This is a genomic window from Nocardioides pollutisoli (assembly GCF_040045055.1).
Lineage (GTDB): Bacteria > Actinomycetota > Actinomycetes > Propionibacteriales > Nocardioidaceae > Nocardioides > Nocardioides tweenelious.
Genome location: NZ_JBDZDU010000001.1, coordinates 2,229,905 through 2,245,413 on the forward strand (window position 1 = coordinate 2,229,905; position 15,509 = coordinate 2,245,413).

Genomic DNA, 15,509 nt, shown 5'->3' on the forward strand with positions numbered 1-15,509 from the left:
TGCGATCCCGATTCGCGCAAGTGAGGGTCAGGTGAACGACCAGAGTCACGACGTACGCCGGCGGCGCTGCTGGTCGATGATCGCCTCCTGGAGGTGCACGGAGCCGTCGTTGCGCGCCCAGTGGCCGTCGCTGTCGAGGACCCACGCGCTGGTGTCGGGGTCGAAGGCCAGGTCGAGCAGGTCCCGGATCGCCGCGACGTTCTCCTCGCCCGGGAGCCGGACCAGGACCTCCACGCGACGGTCCAGGTTGCGGTGCATCATGTCGGCCGAGCCGATCCAGGCGGCGGGGTCGCCGGCGTTCTCGAACCAGTAGACCCGGCTGTGCTCGAGGAAGCGGCCCAGGACCGAGCGCACCGTGATCGTCTCCGACAACCCGGGCACGCCGGGTCGCAGCGCGCAGATGCCTCGGACCAGCAGCTCGACCGGCACGCCCGCCTGCGAGGCGAGGTAGAGCGCGTCGATGACGGCCTCGTCGACCACGGAGTTGGCCTTGAGGCGGATCCGCGCGGGCCGTCCGGCCTGGTGGTGGGCGATCTCCTGGTGGATCTGGGTGACCAGACCGGAGCGCACGGAGTCAGGCGCGACCAGGAGCTGGTCGTACGACGCGTTGCGCGACCAGCCCGACAGGTTGTTGAAGAGGTGGGCGACGTCCTCGCCGATCTGCTCGTCGGTCGTGATCAGCCCGAGGTCCTCGTACATGCGAGACGTCTTCGGGTTGTAGTTGCCGGTCCCGATGTGGGTGTAGCGGCGGATCCCCGCCCCGTGGCGGCCCTCGTCGCGGACGACCATCGCCAGCTTGCAGTGGGTCTTGAGCCCGACCAGGCCGTAGACGACGTGGCACCCGGCCTGCTCCAGCTTGCGGGCCCACCGGATGTTGGCCTCCTCGTCGAAGCGGGCCTTGATCTCGACGATCACCAGCACCTGCTTGCCGGCCTCGGCGGCGTCGATGAGGGCGTCGATGATCGGGCTGTCGCCGGAGGTGCGGTAGAGCGTCTGCTTGATCGCCAGCACGTGCGGGTCGGCGGCAGCCTGCTCGATGAAGCGCTGCACCGAGGTGGCGAACGAGTCGTAGGGGTGGTGGAGCAGGACGTCGTGGCGGCGGGCCGCCTTGAAGACGTCGACCGGGGCGGCGGACTCGACCTCGGCCAGCTGCTGGTGGGTGGTCGGCACGAACGCGGGGTACTTCAGGTCCTGGCGCGGCAGGTCGGCGATGTCGTGCAGCCCGCGGAGGTCCAGCGGTCCCTCGAGCTTGAACACCTCCTCCTCGCGCACGCCGAGCTCGGAGACCAGCAGCTCGAGCACCTGGGGCGCGATCGACTCCTCGACCTCGAGACGGACCGGTGGTCCGAAGCGGCGGCGGAGCAGCTCCTTCTCCAGGGCGGCGAGGATGTTCTCGGCGTCGTCCTCCTCGACCTCGAGGTCCTCGTTGCGGGTGACCCGGAAGGTGTGGACCTCGAGCACCTCCATGCCCGGGAAGAGCCGCTTGAGGTGCTCACCGATCACGTCCTCGAGCGGGACGAAGCGCTGGTTGCCCACCGGGACGAACCGGCTGAAGATCGGCGGCACCTTCACTCGCGCGAAGTGCTCCTTGCCGGTCTTGGGGTTGCGGATCAGCACGGCCAGGTTGAGCGAGAGACCCGAGATGTAGGGGAACGGGTGGGCCGGGTCGACGGCCAATGGGGTCAGCACCGGGAAGACCCGGTCCTTGAAGAGCCGCTTGCAGGTCTTCTGCTCCTCGCGGTCCAGGTCGTCCCACCGGACCAGGTCGATGCCGGCCTCGCTGAGCGCGGGCACGATCTCCTCGCGGAAGAGCCGCGCCTGCCGCTCGACGAGCTCGCGGGTGGTCGACCAGATCACCTCGAGCACGTCGGCCGGCATCAGGCCGGAGGCGGACGGCACGGCCAGCCCGGCGGCGATCCGCCGCTTGAGGCCGGCGACGCGGACCATGAAGAACTCGTCGAGGTTGCTGGTGAAGATCGCCAGGAAGCGGGTCCGCTCGAGCAGCGGGAGCGAGGTGTCCTCGGCGAGCTCCAGGACCCGCTGGTTGAACCTCAGCCAGGAGAGCTCACGGTCGAGGAAGCGGTCGCCGTACTTCTCCACGGCGGCCAGCGCTGCGTCGTCGGGCGTGTACGGCGGCTCCACGTCGAAGGGCTCCTCAGGGATCCCCTCTCCGTGGCTGGCGACCGCCTCGGACGGCAGGCTCTCGAGCGTCATGCTCAGAGTTTGGCACCGATCGGTGAACGGTAGGTTGCCGCCGTGACTCTCTGGAACCGCGTCGAGCGGATCGGGCTCGTCCTGGCCATGGCGCTGCCACCCCGGGTGCAGCGGCTGCTCGCCGGGCGGCCGGTGGTCCGCGACGGGCAGACGCTGGCCGTCGACGTCCAGCTCGTCCTCCGGCTGCGGCAGGTCCTGCGCAAGCGCGGCGCCGAGACGTTCCCGATCCCCGAGGGCCGCGAGGTCATCCTGGCGGACACCCGCCTCACGGGCGGCCGCCCGGCGATCGGCGCGGTCGGCGAGCTGACCGTGGCGGGCCTGCCCGCCCGCCTCTACGCCCCGTCGGCTTCGGTGGTTGAGGAGGTTGCGCAGCAACCGTCGGCTTCGGTGGTTGAGGAGGTTGCGCAGCAACCGTCTCGAAACCCCCGAAGCGCACCGCTGCTGCTCTTCTTCCACGGCGGCGGCTTCATGTACGGCGACCTCGAGAGCCACGACCCGGCCTGCCGGTTCCTGGCCGAGCGCTCCGGCGTGATGGTGCTCGCGGTCGACTACCGGCTCGCACCGGAGCAGCCCTTCCCGGCGGCGTACGACGACGCGCTGGCCGCCCACCGGTGGGTGGTCGACCACGCCGACGAGCTGGGTGCCGATGTGCACCGGCTGGCTGTCGGAGGCGACTCGGCCGGTGGCAACCTGGCCATCGCGGTCGCGATCGAAGCGGCGCGAGCGGGGCTGCCGCTGGCCCACCAGCTGTTGATCTACCCGGTCACCGACGCGCTGCGCGAGACCGCGAGCGCCGAGATGTTCGGCCGCGACTTCTACCTGACCACGGACTTCATGGAGCTCGCCGCCGAGTCCTACGTCGTCGGCCACGACCCCCGGGACCCGCGGGTCTCGCCGGCGTACGTCGACCTCCCCGACGGGCTCGCTCCGGCGTACGTCGTGACCGCCGGGTTCGACCCGCTGCGTGACGAGGGCGAGGCCTACGCGCGCCGGATGGCCGAGGCGGGCGTGCCGGTCGAGCTGCGCCGGTTCCCCGGCCTGATCCACGGGTTCCTCTGCATCGTCGACGCCGGGCGCAGCAGCCGGGCCGCCAACGCCGAGATCGCCGCGAAGCTCAAGGCCGCCCTGGCCTGACCACCGTCAGGAGCTGTGGAAGCGGCTCCGGCACTGGCACGGGAACCCGAGGTCGGTCGGCTCCCCGCACGGTCGGTGCGGTCGTGGGGGCTTCATTCCGAGGCGGGTGCGTACCGTCGCCGCGAATCCGGTCGCCAACCCGCGACGACCATGCCCGCAACGACGACAGACAGCCGCCTCCCCCGAGGCGTCAGGCATGGCACAAGTCTGCCCGGCGATCGAGGGGTCCCGCAGGAGATCCCGACAGAGCGGGATGAATCCTGTGTTAACGACCCCGGAAGAAGCCGCGCTTCTGGCTCTGCAGGTCCAGCAGCTCGGCGCGGACCTTCTCGAGCTCGACCGCGAGGTCACGGGCCTTCTCCTCGGCCTCGACCCGCGCGCGCATGGCGTCCTCGGCGATCTCGGCCTGGTGGCGTACGGCGGCCTCGACGGCGCTCCGGTCGGTCGCCCGCTTCGCCGCGGCGTCCTCGGCCTCCGCACGGAGCCGCGCCTGCTCGGCGGCCACGCGCTCGGCCGACTCACGACCCTCGACCGCGGTCTTCAGCTCGGCGAGCACATCCGCGAGGCGGGCCTCGGCTGACTGACGGTCGCCGGCGGCCTGCGCGGCGAGCTCGGCGTGGCTGCGGGCGTCCTCCTCCGCGACCTGGCGGGCAGCCAGCGCCTCGGCGGCAGTGCGCTCGGCCGCGGCGCGGGCCTCGGCGTGCTCCTGGGCGGTGGCGTCGGCAGCCGCCCGGGCGTCGTGGGCGGTGCGGGCCAGCTCGGCCTGCTGCTCGGCACGCTGGTGGGCACCGGTCTGGTCGGTCGCGGCCTGGGCGGCGGCCTCGGCCTGCTCGCGGGCTCGCAGCTCCGCAGCCTCGCGGGCGGTCTGGGCCTCGTCGGCACGGGCGGCGGCCGCGTGGGCGGCCTCCTCGGCCGTCGTACGTGCGTCGTGGGCGGCGACCGCGGCCGCGGCCTGCACCCGGGCGCTCTCCTCGGCGGCCTCACGTGCGGCTGCGGCCTCGGCAGCCGCGGTCTCGGCGGCCGTACGGGCGTCGTGGGCCTCGCGTGCCAGGTCGGCCTGGGTGCGCGCCGACGCGTCGGCGGCGAGGCGGGCCTCGTGGGACGTGCGAAGGGCCTCGGCCATCTCCGAGGCGGTCCGGTGTGCGGCCTCCTCGGCGGCGGCGGCCTGGGCTGCGGCCTCGGCCTGGGCGCGCGCGGCCTCCTCGGCCTCCAGGCGGGCCGTCTGAGCTGCCTCGGCGTCTGCGGCCTTGGACTCCGCGGACTCCTCCGCCGCCAGTCGTGCGGTGTGGGCGGCCTCGGCGAGCCGGGCGTGCTCGGCTGCGGCCTCGTCGGCGCTGGCGCGGGCGCGGGCCTGCTGCTCGGCCGTCACCTCGGCCGCGGCGCGGGCGGTCGCCTGGGCGGCGGCCTCCTGCTCGGCTGCTTCGCGGGCCTCGCGGGAGACGCGCACGAAGTCCTCGTGGGCCTGCTGCGCGGCCGCCAGGTGCTCGGCGAGCTGCTGGGCGCGTGCCTCGGCCGCCTCTCGGTCGGCGTGGGCCTGGCGGGCCGTCTCGGCCGCAGCCTGAGCGGCCTGGTCGGCTGCCTCGCGGGCGGACGTCGCAGCAGCGGCCAGTCCGGCCTGTTCGCGTACGGCGTCCTCGGCCGCCGTCCGTGCCGCGTGCGCCTCGGTCGCGAGCCGGGCCTGCTCGGCGGCGGCCTCGTCGGCAGCGGTCCGAGCCTGCGCCTGCTCGGCCGCGGCGGTTTCCGCAGCGGCGCGGGCATCGGCCAGCTCCCGGGCACGCTGCTCCGCGGCCGAGCTCGACTGCTGCGCTGCGGCCAGCTGGGTCGCGAGCTGCTGGGCGCGCTCCTCGGCTGCCTGCCGATCGGCGTGGGCGTCGCGGGCGGTCTCGGCCGCAGCGAGCGCCTCGGCGGCGAGCCCGGCCTGTTCGCGTGCGGCGTCCTCGGCCGTCGCACGGGCCGCGTGTGCCTCGGCGGCGAGTCGCGCCTGCTCGGCAGCGGCCTCGTCGGCCGCCGACCGGGCGCGTGCCTGCTCGGCGGCCGTGGCCTCAGCGGCGGCGCGGGCCTCGGCCAGCTCGGTCGCACGGCTCTCGGCAGCGGTCCGGCCCTCGTGGGCGCCGGCCAGGTCGGCCGCGAGCTCGGTCGCCCGGGCCTCGGCTGCTTGTCGGTCGGCGTGGGCCTGCTCGGCGGACGCTGCCGCGTCGGCCGCAGCGCGCTCGGCGGCGTGGCGGGCGGTCTCGGCCTCGGCGGTCTGCTCTGTCTGCGCTCGCAGGGAGTCCTCGGCGTCGGCGCGCGCCTGGGCGGCCGCAGCAGCGCGCTCCTCCGCCGCGTGGGCGGCCTCCTCGGCGGCGGTGCGGTCGACGGTCTGCTGGGCAGCGGCCTGCTCGGCGGCGAGCCGGAGCGCGGTCGCGACCTTGGCCGCGTCGACGAGCTTGCGGGCGGCCTCCTCGGCCTCGGCCCGGGCGCGGGCCGCATCGGTGGCGGCCTCCTCGAGCCGGGTGCGCTCGGCCGCGTGGGCCTCGCCTGCTTCCTCGGCGGCCCGGCGTGCGTCGTACGCCTCCTGCGCCTTGGCGGCGTGCTCGGCCGCCTGCTGGTCGGCCTCCATCCGGGCGCGGGCGGACTCCTGGGCCGATTCCTCGGCGGCGATCCGCTCCGCGGCCTGCTCGGCGGCGGCCAGCTCGGCCCGGCGGCGCAGCTCGGCCGCGCGCTCGATCGCGGCCTGGAGGTCGGCAGGGGTGCGTACGGCGGGTTCGGGCGCGGTGGTCGTCGGCTGGTCGGGAGTCGGGGACTCCTGCTCCGCCTTGCGTTGCCACCAGCGTGCGGAGCCCGGATCGTTCGTACTCATCAGCGGAAGCCTAGAGGTCGAGGTGGCGGTGTGCGGTCGAACCTCAGTAGACCAGCGCCTGCACGTCCGGCGCGAGCACTTCCTCCACGTACGCCGAGGCGCCCGCGATCCGCACGCCGGGCAGCAGGTCGTCCTCGGTGATCTCGCGGCGCGCGGCGCACTGCGTGCAGACGGTCACCCGGCCACCGGCCAGCACTGCGGCCACCAGATCGGCCGCCGGCGCCGCGTGGGGGAGTGCGAACGACTCCCGGCCGGCGACTGCCAGCCAGGCAGCCTCGCCGGTCAGCCACAGGCTCACGTCGACCCCCGCGCTCAGCGCCGTCGCGGCAACCGTGAGGCCCTGGTTGCCGCGCTCGGGGTCATCGGACCCGCAGGTGACCTTGATGACGAGTGGGCGAGCCATGCGACCCACCCTAGAGTGGTTCGCATGCCGTTCGAGCTTCCCGAGAACCTCCATCCCGACTGCGGTCCTGTCGCGTGGCTGCTCGGCCGTTGGGGCGGGCGTGGGCACGGTGACTATCCGACGATCGATGCGTTCGAGTACGGCCAGGAGCTCGTCTTCACCCATGACGGCCGGCCGTTCTTCCACTACTTCGCACGGTCCTGGATCGTCGATGCCGACGGCCAGAAGGTCCGCGAGGCTGCGCAGGAGGCCGGGTTCCTGCGCTGCCGGCCCGGGGGCGACATGGAGCTGGTGCTCTCGCACTCGTCCGGCGTCTCCGAGATCTGGTACGGCCGGGCCGAGGCTGCCAAGCTCGAGCTCCACACCGCCGGCGTGAGCTACACGGAGTCGGCCAAGGAAGTGACGGCTGGCAAGCGTCTCTACGGCAACGTCGAGAGCGACCTTCTTTACGCCTATGACATGCAGGCGATGGGCCAGGAGCTCCAGCCCCACCTGTGGGCGAGGTTGGAGCGACAGTGAGCGACGAGCTCGCGCAGCGGTTGCGGGGCCAGGGCTACCGGCTTACCCCCCAACGCCAGCTGGTCCTGCGAGCCGTCGAGAAGCTCGGCCACGCCACCCCCGACGAGGTGCTCGCCGAGGTCCACGCCCAGTCGAGCGCGGTCAACGTGTCTACCGTCTACCGCACCCTCGAGGTCCTCGAGGAGCTCGGACTGGTGCGTCACGCTCACCTGTCCGACCGCGCGCCGACGTACCACTCCGTGACCGACCACGAGCACTTCCACCTGGTCTGCCGGAATTGCCACAAGGTCATCTCGGTTGACCCAGTGACGATCGCGCCGCTCGCCGAGCGGCTCGAGGAGGAGCAGGGCTTCGTGATCGATGTCGGTCACCTCGCCGTGTTCGGCCGGTGTGTGGAGTGTGAGGAGAACGATGCGTAGTCCGTTGCTGGACCTGCCCGGAGCCGTCGCCGCGGACGGGATCGATCGCGACGTCGCTGCCCACTACGGCTCCTTCAACGGTGAGCAGCGCACGCTCGAGTCCGGCCAGGGCTTCGTCGACCTCTCCCACCACGACGTGATCCGGGTGTCCGGCCCCGACCGGCTGACCTGGCTGCACTCGCTGACCACCCAGCACCTCGAGGCGCTGGCTCCGAAGGTGTGGACCGGTGTCCTCATCCTCAGTCCGCAGGGCCACGTCGAGCACGCCTTCTTCGGCTACGACGACGGTGGGTCCTTCACCGCTTTCACCGAGCCCGGCGCGGCTGCCGCGCTGGTCGAGTTCCTCGACCGGATGCGCTTCATGATGCGGGTCGAGGTCGCCGAGGTGACCGACGAGCTGGCCGTCACGTGGCGCCCGGGCGCGAACGCCGAAGGCCCGTACGCCGGCTACGAGCTCGTCCCGCGCGACCAGCTCACGACGTACGCCGAGGCCGCGGGTCCGGCCTGCGGTCTGTGGGCGTTCGAGGCGCTCCGGATCGCTCGAGGCGAGCCGCGGCTCGGCCTCGACACCGACCACCGCACGATCCCCAACGAGGCCGGCTGGATCGGCCCTGCCGTCCATCTCGACAAGGGCTGCTACCGCGGTCAGGAGACGGTCGCTCGGGTCCACACCCTCGGCCGTCCGCCGCGGCGGCTGACACTGCTGCACCTCGACGGCTCCGAGAACCGCCTGCCTCCCGTCGGTGCGGAGCTGCGCCAGGGCGACAAGGTCGTCGGCTTCGTCGGCACCTCCGCCCGCCACCACGAGCTCGGACCGATCGCGCTCGCGATGGTCAAGCGCAACGTGCCGCTCGACGTCGACCTCACGGTCGACGGCATGCCCGCCGCGCAGGAGGTCCTGGTCGACCCCGAGGTCGGCTTGCACGTGCGCCCGCTGCGTTAAGCCTGTCGGTACATCACGTGCGTGTCTGCGTCGGCGTGCGTGAACCCGAGTCCTGAGTAGACCGCGATCGCGGGGGCGTTGTTCGACTCGACGTACAGCAGGATCTCCTCGACGCCGAGCCCGACCAGATGGTGCAGCCCGGCCAGGGTGAGCAGCTTGCCGAGCCCCCGCCCCTGCGCGGTCGGGTCGATGCCCACGACGTACACCTCGCCGAGCTCGGGGGAGTGCTGCTTGGTCCAGTGGAAACCGAGCAGACGGTCGCCCTCGACGGCCAGCAGCAGCCCGGCCGGGTCGAACCACGGTTCGGCCATCCGCTCGGCGAGATTGGTCGCGTCCATGGCGCCCTGCTCCGGGTGGTGTGCGAACGCTGCTGCGTTGACCCTGATCACCTCGTCGGCGTCGGTGGGGTGGTAGCCGCGCACCGTGATCTCGGGGCGTACGTCGAGGTGGGGCAACGGTCGCGAGGACGGGCGGCGCATCACCCAGAGCTCGCGGACCCGGTCAAACCCGCGGCTGCTGGCCAGTGCGGCCGCTGCGGGGTGATCGCCGTGCGACCAGGCGCTCAACGGGCCCTCGGTCGAGGCCAGCACCTCGTCGAGGAGCTCGCCACCCACCCCCCGGCCGCGGGAGTCGGGGTGCACCACCAGGCTCAGCTCGTCGCCGATGACGAGGCTGAACGCGGCGTCGCGGTCCCACGACCTGACCTGGTCGGGGTGGTTCCGCAGGGCGAGCCAGGTCCCCTCGTCGAGAGGAGCTGCGCCGTCGGTCTCTTCGGCTGCCTCGGCGATCCGCGTGATGTCGTCCACGCGGACCACCCTAGGCAGGTCAGACGCGCTGCTCGACCGACTCCGGCTCACGGGCGTCCGCGGCGACCGCCTTCTGGTCCTTGGTCGGCAGCACGAAGCGGTAGCCGACGTTGCGGACGGTGCCGATCAGCGTCTCGTTCTCGACGCCGAGCTTGGCGCGCAGGCGCCGGACGTGCACGTCGACGGTGCGGGTGCCGCCGAAGTAGTCGTAGCCCCAGACCTCCTGCAGGAGCTGCTGGCGGCTGAAGACCCGACCCGGGTGCTGGGCCAGGAACTTGAGCAGCTCGAACTCCTTGAAGGTCAGGTCGAGCGAGCGCCCGCTGACCTTGGCGGTGTAGGTCGCGTCGTCGACGACGACCTCGCCGCTGCGGATGACGTGCGACTCCGGGTCGTCCGCCTCGCGGCGGGCGTTGAGCCGGCCGATCGCCAGCTTGATCCGCGCCTCGAGCTCGGCGGGGCCACACGTGTGCAGCACGACGTCGTCCATGCCCCAGTCGTGGTTGACGACCGCCAGGCCGCCCTCGGTGCAGACCAGCAGGACCGGCACGTCGGTGCCGGTGGTGCGGATCAGGCGGCACAGGTCCCGTGCATGCGCGAGGTCCTGACGACCGTCGACGAGGAGCAGGTCGGAGTCGGGCGCCTCGAGGAGGGCGCTGCCCTCGGCGGGAAGGATCTTGACCTGGTGGCCGAGCAGCGCGAGGCCGGGAAGCACCTCGGCAGACGGCTGAAGGGCGCTGGTAAGAAGCAGGAGCGTGCTCATGACTGGTCTCCTCCCGGAACGGGGCGGGGACCGAAACGCAACGCTGGGCTTCGGCCTAGGTCTCTCGTCGTGAACAATATCGAAACATGGCCGTCGCATTGGAAGGTTCCAAGCAAAATGAGACCGAGGTCATCCACGTGCACTACTGGGCGTCGGCCCGGTCAGCAGCTGGTGTCACGGGAGACGACCTGCCGGTTGACGGCCCGATCACGCTCGAGGACGTCCTACGCCGAGTGCTCGCCCTCCACCACGACACCCGCCTCGGCGACGTGCTGCAGATCTGCTCGACCCTGGTCGGCGACCGGCCGGTGAACTCCGAGGACCCGGCGTCGGTCCTCATCCCACCGGGGTCGTCGGTGGAGTTCCTCCCGCCGTTCGCCGGAGGCTGAGCGCGCTCGTATATCCAGTCACCAGAACCTCCAAACGCCCTCCTAGACCAGTGGTTGCGCTCTCCTTCGAGCCGGGTATGACGCCCATCACATCGAAGGACGATGCTCGGGACGGGTCGGGAGGGACTCAGATGAGGAAGTCAACGAAGGGGACAGTCGCTGCGTCAGTCGCCGCACTTCTGTTGATCGGATCGTGGGGAACGCACGCGAGCTGGAGCGCGGACGGGTCGGTCGGAGGCGACGCCATCAAGAGCGGCAAGCTGAGCCTGAGCAATCCCAGTTGTGGTGACTGGCAGATCACGATCAAGAACCTCGTGACCGGTGTGGAGAGTCTCCGGGACTTCGTTCCGGCCACGGACTTGCTCTCGCCCGGTGACCTGCTGAGCCGCACCTGCACGTTCACGGTGTCGGCGGCCGGTGTGAACCTCAAGGCGCAGCTCAGCGCGAGCGCGCCGACGTACACCAACAGCAACGGTCTCGCGGATGCCCTGGATGCGAGCGTCGAGTTCGTCCAGGGTGGCGTCTCGTCCGGCAGCACGGCAACGGTCGTCGACGGCCAAGTGGTCACCGCGAACGTCGAGGTGACGCTGCCAGACACAGGCCCCGGCCTCGACAACCTCAGCCAGGATCTGGCCACCACCCTGAACGCCATCACGATCACGGCCTCTCAGGTCTGACTGGAGGCTCACGATGCCGGCGAAGCGGCGTGCGGAGACCATCTTCGACGGGGTCCGGCGCGCCTGCGAGGTGATGCTGGTGACACTGGCCGTCGGCGTGGCGCTGGCCGCCGTGGTGATCCCACGGCTGGCCGGCGCCACTCCGTACGCCGTCCTCACCGGGTCGATGCGCCCCGCCATGCCCCCAGGCACCCTGGTGGTCGTGCGGCCGGTCGACCCGGCGGACATCAAGGTCGGCTCGGTGGTGACCTTCCAGCCACGACCCGATGACCCGAGCGTGGTCACCCACCGGATCGTCGCCCAAGGATTCGATGCTGCGGGCCTGCCCGTCTACCAGACCAAGGGCGACGCGAACGATGCCGTCGACCCGGCTGCCATCCATGCCGGACAGATCCTCGGCCAACGGTGGTACTTCGTGCCGTACATCGGCTATCTCACGGACCTTCTCACGGGTCATCAGCGGATGACGGGGGTGCTGGTCGTGGCTGGGGGTCTCATCCTGTACGCCCTGGTGATGCTGCTTGGCGCGCTCCGTGACCGCATGCGCAGGCCGCGGCCGGTGTCTCCTTCCGGAGCTGCTCATGCCTGATCGGTCCCGTGCGCTGTCGATCGTCGTGGCGATCTTCGTCCTTCTCGTCCTGGTGCTCGGTCATGTCACCGAGGCCGGGTGGACGTCCGCCACGACGATCGCGGGTGTCTCCATGCGGAGCGGCACCCTCGACGTTCGCGTTGACGGCCAGGACACTGTCAGCGGTTCCAGCGCCCTCGACCTGTCCGGGATGGTGCCCGGCTCGAGCGCATCGGCGGATGTCGTCGTCAGCAACGCGGGCAGTGTGCCGTTGCGCTATGTCGTCGGTGTCTCCGGCACCGACCCCGACGGGAAGGCCCTCGCTGCTGCGCTCGCTACGGACGTGAGTCTGGGTGATTGCGCTGGTCCGGCGCTCGGAGCAGGCCACGTCCTCTCCCCGGGTGACAGCGAGCACGTCTGCGTGAAGGTGGGGCTGCCGTCCGCGGCACCCGCCTCCGTCGCCGCAGCGGCAACGGAGCTCACGCTCGTCGTGAGGGCAGCCAAGGGCGGCTGGTCTGACTCAGCTCCGGTCGCGGGCTCCCGGATGAGCACCGTCGCGCTCACCTCACCCGACCTCATGTGCGGACCGCTCGGCCTGGGCACGCTCACGCTCCGATGGAGCTCGGTCCCCGGGGCGACGGACTACCGGATCCACTACGGAGCGGGCGGCAGCATGGTCGAGACGGTCCCAGCCGACGTACTGATGCGCACCTTCAGTGGAGTTGCTGGCGTCGCCACCGTCCAGGCGATCTTCGGCTCGTCGACCTGGGCGTCGGCCCCGTCGCAGTCGCTCAGCTACTCCGCGGTCGGCGGCTTGACCGGAACCTGCGGATGACGTCGACCGCCACCGCGCCTCCCAGCCCACCGAGCGTGTTGGCCGCGACGTCGGCGTACGACGCGGTCCGGTCAGGCAGCAGCAACCCCTGGGTGAGTTCGACCAGGCTCGCGATGACGAAGGCGTAGGCCGTCCAGTCCCGCCACGTCGTCCGCGGCCACACCAGCGACCCCAGCGCTGAGACGGGCGCCAGGATGAGCGCGTTGCAGAGGAACTCAGCCCTCGCCTGCGTCGCCGTCTCCGGAGAGAACCCCACTGACCTGCCGATGTCCACGACCCACGAAGCCATGTGGGACTGTGTCCCCGACGTCGGTGCCAGCAGTGCGACGCCCAGTGCGGCCGAGTAGGCGACCAGCGCGACGAGCAGCGCGCGATGGCTGCGCTCTGAGGTCCCCATGAGGCAGGACATTTTCACACCCTGGGGAATGCCCGAGTCCGATCTGCCGTTTCCGGAGTCATGAGCGTCGGAGCCTGGGTCGTCCTCGTGGCTGTCGTCGCAGCCCTGGCTTTCGGCGGCTACCGGGCCCTCACCGACGGCCGCTTCCGCGGCACGAAGTCGTTGGTTGAGGAGGGACGAAGTCCCGTCTCGAAACCCGGTGACCCTACGAGCGACCTCTGGTCCCACGTCACCACTGCGATCCCGGGCGCCGCGCTCGGAGAGAAGGCGACCCTCCTCCAGTTCTCGTCCGCCTTCTGCGCACCCTGCCGCGCCACCCGTCGGACGCTCGCCGAGGTCGCCGAGGTCGTCCCGGGAGTGCAGCACCTCGAGGTCGACGCCGAGCACCACCTCGACCTCGTGCGGGCTCTCGGGATCCTCCGGACGCCGACCACGATCGTGCTCGACCCGACCGGTCACGAGGTGACCCGCGCGAGCGGCGCGCCGCGCAAGGACCAGGTGCTGGCCGCTCTCGGGAGCGCGGGATGACCACGATGCGGACAACTGTCTCGCAGCTTGAGACGTCGATTGTCGGCGCGGGCTCGGCGTTCCCTAGTCTGATCGACATGTCCTCGACCTGGCTCACGAAGCGGCGCGCAGTCGACCACTGCCGCGTCCACTCGTCGCTGTGTCGAATGCGCTGATCCGGTCGCGCCCGTCTGCCCTCTGCTGAGTGGCGCCGCGTGACCGTTCCGGTCCGCTCGCACCCCGTCCGCAGGAGAGACATGTCCACCACCGTGCAGCCGCAGCGCAATGCTGCCGGCATCGACCCGCGAGGTCCGCAGTTCGCTGCGTCCCTCACGTCGGTCGTGCTGATCGCCGTGCTGCTGCTGTCGCCGAGCCCGGTCGGGACGGTCCTGCTCGCGGTCCAGGCCGTGCTCTTCGCTGTCGGTGCGATTCGCGGCGTCCAGCACACGCCGTACTCCTGGCTGTTTCGGGCCCTGGTCCGTCCACGGCTCGCCGCGCCGGACGAGCTCGAGGACCCGGCCCCGCCGAGGTTCGCCCAGGCGGTCGGCCTCGTTTTCGCCCTCGTCGGCCTGGCCGGCTTCCTGGTGGGAGCGGACGTCGTGGGGTTCGTCGCCGTCGGGTTCGCGCTGGTCGCTGCCCTGCTCAACGCCATCTTCCGCTTCTGCCTGGGCTGCGAGATGTACCTCCTGATCCGCCGTCTCGGTGGTTGAGGAGGTTGCGCTAGCAACCGTCTCGAAACCCCTAAGCCAAGTAGCAAGCTCCACCACAAACCCCGCAGCCCGAGCTGCACAAGAAAGGTAGAAACCATGACCCGCGAGAACTCCCTCGTCACCGCCCAGTGGGTGGCCGAGCACCTCGATGACCCGAAGGTGGTGCTCGTCGAGGTCGACGAGGACACGACCGCCTACGACAAGGGCCACATCCAGGGCGCCATCAAGCTCGACTGGACGACCGACCTCCAGGACCAGGTCCGCCGCGACTTCGTCAACAAGGACCAGTTCTCGGCCCTGCTCTCCGAGCGCGGTGTGTCCAACGACGACACCGTCGTCCTCTACGGCGGCAACAACAACTGGTTCGCCGCCTACGCCTACTGGTACTTCAAGCTCTACGGCCACCAGGACGTCAAGCTCCTCGACGGCGGCCGCAAGAAGTGGGAGCTCGACTCCCGCGAGCTCACCGACGAGCTGCCGTCGCGCGCGGCCACGTCGTACGTCGCGAAGGACCAGGACCAGTCGATCCGTGCCTTCCGTGACGACACCGTCGCCGCGATTGGCGTGAAGAACCTGGTCGACGTGCGCAGCCCCGACGAGTACGCCGGTCGGCTGCTCGCCCCGGCCCACCTCCCGCAGGAGCAGGCTCAGCGCGCCGGCCACGTGCCGACCTCGATCAACGTCCCGTGGAGCAAGGCGGCCAACGACGACGGCACCTTCAAGTCCGACGACGAGCTGAAGGCGCTCTACGCCGAGGCTGGACTCGACGACTCCAAGGAGACCATCGCGCTCTGCCGGATCGGTGAGCGGTCCTCGCACACCTGGTTCGTGCTGAAGGAGCTGCTCGGTCACCAGAGCGTCAAGAACTACGACGGCTCGTGGACCGAGTACGGCTCCCTGGTGGGCGTGCCGGTCGCGGTCGGCGACGAGCCGGGCGAAGCCTGATGTGCGGCGCGACCGAGGGCGGTCTCAGCCTCGACGGCATCGACGTGAAGAAGGAAGCGATCGTCCAGGGCCAGGTGACCCGTGACGGCGAGCCCGTCGGCAACGCCTACGTGCGTCTGCTCGACCGCACCGGCGAGTTCACCGCCGAGGTCCCGACTTCGGCGACCGGGCACTTCCGGTTCTTCGCCGGTGACGGTGAGTGGACGCTCCGCACACTGGCCCCGAAGGCAGAACCGGTGGACAAGAAGGTCGTAGCGTCGGTCGGCTCAGTTGCCGACGTGGTCGTTGCCATCTGACGGGAAGGTTTCTCCGTAGAAGATCGTGCGGGCGCTACGTGACAGTGACGTAAATTTCGGCGCCGATCCTGCCTGCGGGGAGGCCGCGGGGGTGCTGTTCCCTCGAAGTGTGTGTTTACATGGTCATATCAGTCAAAGATCAACTGGG

Annotated in this window: 18 protein-coding genes; 12 read left to right on the top strand and 6 right to left on the bottom strand. The window is 71.1% G+C overall.

Annotated features, from left to right (window positions below):
• Window positions 1–45: 45 nt before the first annotated feature.
• The gene (locus ABLE68_RS10840; protein ID WP_348871331.1) at window positions 46–2,214 is read right to left on the bottom strand and encodes an RNA degradosome polyphosphate kinase; all 2,169 of its coding nucleotides are present in this window, start codon (window positions 2,212–2,214) and stop codon (window positions 46–48) included.
• A 42-nt stretch (window positions 2,215–2,256) separates the two neighbouring features.
• On the opposite strand from ABLE68_RS10840, the gene ABLE68_RS10845 reads away from it, so the two are divergent.
• Window positions 2,257–3,348, top strand: a complete 1,092-nt coding sequence (locus ABLE68_RS10845) for an alpha/beta hydrolase (RefSeq protein ID WP_348871332.1) — start codon at window positions 2,257–2,259, stop codon at window positions 3,346–3,348.
• 265 nt (window positions 3,349–3,613) lie between these two features.
• On the opposite strand, the gene ABLE68_RS10850 is transcribed toward ABLE68_RS10845, so the two are convergent.
• Both ABLE68_RS10850 and ABLE68_RS10855 read right to left on the bottom strand, forming a co-directional pair.
• Entirely contained in the window at window positions 3,614–6,187 is a 2,574-nt protein-coding gene (locus ABLE68_RS10850; protein WP_348871333.1) for a coiled-coil domain-containing protein, read from the bottom strand.
• Between the two features lie 43 nt (window positions 6,188–6,230).
• Window positions 6,231–6,590 (bottom strand): DsrE family protein, encoded by a 360-nt coding sequence (locus ABLE68_RS10855; RefSeq protein WP_348871334.1) that lies wholly within the window; start codon window positions 6,588–6,590, stop codon window positions 6,231–6,233.
• Window positions 6,591–6,614: 24 nt separating this feature from the next.
• Here ABLE68_RS10855 and ABLE68_RS10860 point away from each other — a divergent pair, with 24 nt between their 5' ends.
• Genes ABLE68_RS10860 through ygfZ form a run of 3 tightly spaced genes read left to right on the top strand, consistent with a single transcriptional unit; the run spans window position 6,615 to window position 8,471 of the window.
• Entirely contained in the window at window positions 6,615–7,109 is a 495-nt protein-coding gene (locus ABLE68_RS10860) for a heme-binding beta-barrel domain-containing protein (RefSeq protein ID WP_348871335.1), read from the top strand.
• The gene (locus ABLE68_RS10865; RefSeq protein WP_348871336.1) at window positions 7,106–7,528 is read left to right on the top strand and encodes a Fur family transcriptional regulator; all 423 of its coding nucleotides are present in this window, start codon (window positions 7,106–7,108) and stop codon (window positions 7,526–7,528) included. The genes ABLE68_RS10860 and ABLE68_RS10865 overlap by 4 nt, the downstream gene beginning before the upstream one ends.
• A complete protein-coding gene (gene ygfZ, locus ABLE68_RS10870) occupies window positions 7,521–8,471 on the top strand; it encodes a CAF17-like 4Fe-4S cluster assembly/insertion protein YgfZ (protein ID WP_348871337.1) in 951 nt (316 codons plus the stop codon). The genes ABLE68_RS10865 and ygfZ overlap by 8 nt, the downstream gene beginning before the upstream one ends.
• Here ygfZ and mshD read toward each other — a convergent pair.
• Together mshD and ABLE68_RS10880 are read right to left on the bottom strand one after the other, a co-directional pair.
• Entirely contained in the window at window positions 8,468–9,277 is an 810-nt protein-coding gene (mshD, locus tag ABLE68_RS10875; protein ID WP_348871338.1) for a mycothiol synthase, read from the bottom strand. The genes ygfZ and mshD overlap by 4 nt on opposite strands.
• Before the next feature lie 19 nt (window positions 9,278–9,296).
• Window positions 9,297–10,037, bottom strand: a complete 741-nt coding sequence (locus ABLE68_RS10880) for a winged helix-turn-helix transcriptional regulator (protein WP_348871339.1) — start codon at window positions 10,035–10,037, stop codon at window positions 9,297–9,299.
• Between the two features lie 86 nt (window positions 10,038–10,123).
• On the opposite strand from ABLE68_RS10880, the gene ABLE68_RS10885 reads away from it, so the two are divergent.
• From ABLE68_RS10885 to ABLE68_RS10900, 4 genes are all read left to right on the top strand, one after another.
• Entirely contained in the window at window positions 10,124–10,426 is a 303-nt protein-coding gene (locus ABLE68_RS10885) for a MoaD/ThiS family protein (protein WP_348871340.1), read from the top strand.
• A 131-nt stretch (window positions 10,427–10,557) separates the two neighbouring features.
• Window positions 10,558–11,103 carry an alternate-type signal peptide domain-containing protein gene (locus ABLE68_RS10890; protein WP_348871341.1) on the top strand — a complete coding sequence of 182 codons (546 nt, stop codon included), beginning with the start codon at window positions 10,558–10,560 and terminating at the stop codon, window positions 11,101–11,103.
• 13 nt (window positions 11,104–11,116) lie between these two features.
• On the top strand, window positions 11,117–11,692 hold the full coding sequence (locus ABLE68_RS10895) for a signal peptidase I (protein ID WP_348871342.1): 576 nt from the start codon (window positions 11,117–11,119) through the stop codon (window positions 11,690–11,692).
• Window positions 11,685–12,506, top strand: coding sequence for a hypothetical protein (locus ABLE68_RS10900; RefSeq protein ID WP_348871343.1), 822 nt, complete (start codon window positions 11,685–11,687; stop codon window positions 12,504–12,506). Before ABLE68_RS10895 ends, ABLE68_RS10900 begins: the two co-directional genes overlap by 8 nt.
• On the opposite strand, the gene ABLE68_RS10905 is transcribed toward ABLE68_RS10900, so the two are convergent.
• Entirely contained in the window at window positions 12,463–12,915 is a 453-nt protein-coding gene (locus ABLE68_RS10905; protein WP_348871344.1) for a VanZ family protein, read from the bottom strand. The two genes, ABLE68_RS10900 and ABLE68_RS10905, sit on opposite strands and share 44 nt — an antisense overlap.
• A gap of 48 nt (window positions 12,916–12,963) precedes the next feature.
• Between ABLE68_RS10905 and ABLE68_RS10910 the strand changes: the two genes are divergently transcribed.
• From ABLE68_RS10910 to ABLE68_RS10925, 4 genes are all read left to right on the top strand, one after another.
• Window positions 12,964–13,431 (top strand): TlpA family protein disulfide reductase, encoded by a 468-nt coding sequence (locus ABLE68_RS10910; RefSeq protein ID WP_348871345.1) that lies wholly within the window; start codon window positions 12,964–12,966, stop codon window positions 13,429–13,431.
• 236 nt (window positions 13,432–13,667) lie between these two features.
• Window positions 13,668–14,120: a DUF4395 domain-containing protein gene (locus ABLE68_RS10915; protein ID WP_348871346.1), complete on the top strand. Its 453-nt coding sequence runs from the start codon at window positions 13,668–13,670 to the stop codon at window positions 14,118–14,120.
• Between the two features lie 96 nt (window positions 14,121–14,216).
• On the top strand, window positions 14,217–15,065 hold the full coding sequence (locus ABLE68_RS10920; protein ID WP_348871347.1) for a sulfurtransferase: 849 nt from the start codon (window positions 14,217–14,219) through the stop codon (window positions 15,063–15,065).
• Window positions 15,065–15,361 (top strand): DUF1416 domain-containing protein, encoded by a 297-nt coding sequence (locus tag ABLE68_RS10925; protein ID WP_348871348.1) that lies wholly within the window; start codon window positions 15,065–15,067, stop codon window positions 15,359–15,361. Before ABLE68_RS10920 ends, ABLE68_RS10925 begins: the two co-directional genes overlap by 1 nt.
• Window positions 15,362–15,509: the final 148 nt, after the last annotated feature.

Bases quoted from the DNA above. Each gene is read 5' to 3' on its own strand.
- ABLE68_RS10925 (WP_348871348.1), top strand. From the start codon at position 15,065: ATGTGCGGCGCGACCGAGGGCGGTCTCAGCCTCGACGGCATCGACGTG.
- ABLE68_RS10910 (WP_348871345.1), top strand. From the start codon at position 12,964: ATGAGCGTCGGAGCCTGGGTCGTCCTCGTGGCTGTCGTCGCAGCCCTG.
- ABLE68_RS10920 (WP_348871347.1), top strand. From the start codon at position 14,217: ATGACCCGCGAGAACTCCCTCGTCACCGCCCAGTGGGTGGCCGAGCAC.
- ABLE68_RS10890 (WP_348871341.1), top strand. From the start codon at position 10,558: ATGAGGAAGTCAACGAAGGGGACAGTCGCTGCGTCAGTCGCCGCACTT.
- ygfZ (WP_348871337.1), top strand. From the start codon at position 7,521: ATGCGTAGTCCGTTGCTGGACCTGCCCGGAGCCGTCGCCGCGGACGGG.
- ABLE68_RS10880 (WP_348871339.1), bottom strand. From the start codon at position 10,037: ATGAGCACGCTCCTGCTTCTTACCAGCGCCCTTCAGCCGTCTGCCGAG.
- ABLE68_RS10905 (WP_348871344.1), bottom strand. From the start codon at position 12,915: ATGTCCTGCCTCATGGGGACCTCAGAGCGCAGCCATCGCGCGCTGCTC.
- ABLE68_RS10895 (WP_348871342.1), top strand. From the start codon at position 11,117: ATGCCGGCGAAGCGGCGTGCGGAGACCATCTTCGACGGGGTCCGGCGC.
- ABLE68_RS10900 (WP_348871343.1), top strand. From the start codon at position 11,685: ATGCCTGATCGGTCCCGTGCGCTGTCGATCGTCGTGGCGATCTTCGTC.
- ABLE68_RS10885 (WP_348871340.1), top strand. From the start codon at position 10,124: ATGGCCGTCGCATTGGAAGGTTCCAAGCAAAATGAGACCGAGGTCATC.
- ABLE68_RS10915 (WP_348871346.1), top strand. From the start codon at position 13,668: ATGTCCACCACCGTGCAGCCGCAGCGCAATGCTGCCGGCATCGACCCG.
- ABLE68_RS10850 (WP_348871333.1), bottom strand. From the start codon at position 6,187: ATGAGTACGAACGATCCGGGCTCCGCACGCTGGTGGCAACGCAAGGCG.
- ABLE68_RS10855 (WP_348871334.1), bottom strand. From the start codon at position 6,590: ATGGCTCGCCCACTCGTCATCAAGGTCACCTGCGGGTCCGATGACCCC.
- ABLE68_RS10840 (WP_348871331.1), bottom strand. From the start codon at position 2,214: ATGACGCTCGAGAGCCTGCCGTCCGAGGCGGTCGCCAGCCACGGAGAG.
- ABLE68_RS10860 (WP_348871335.1), top strand. From the start codon at position 6,615: ATGCCGTTCGAGCTTCCCGAGAACCTCCATCCCGACTGCGGTCCTGTC.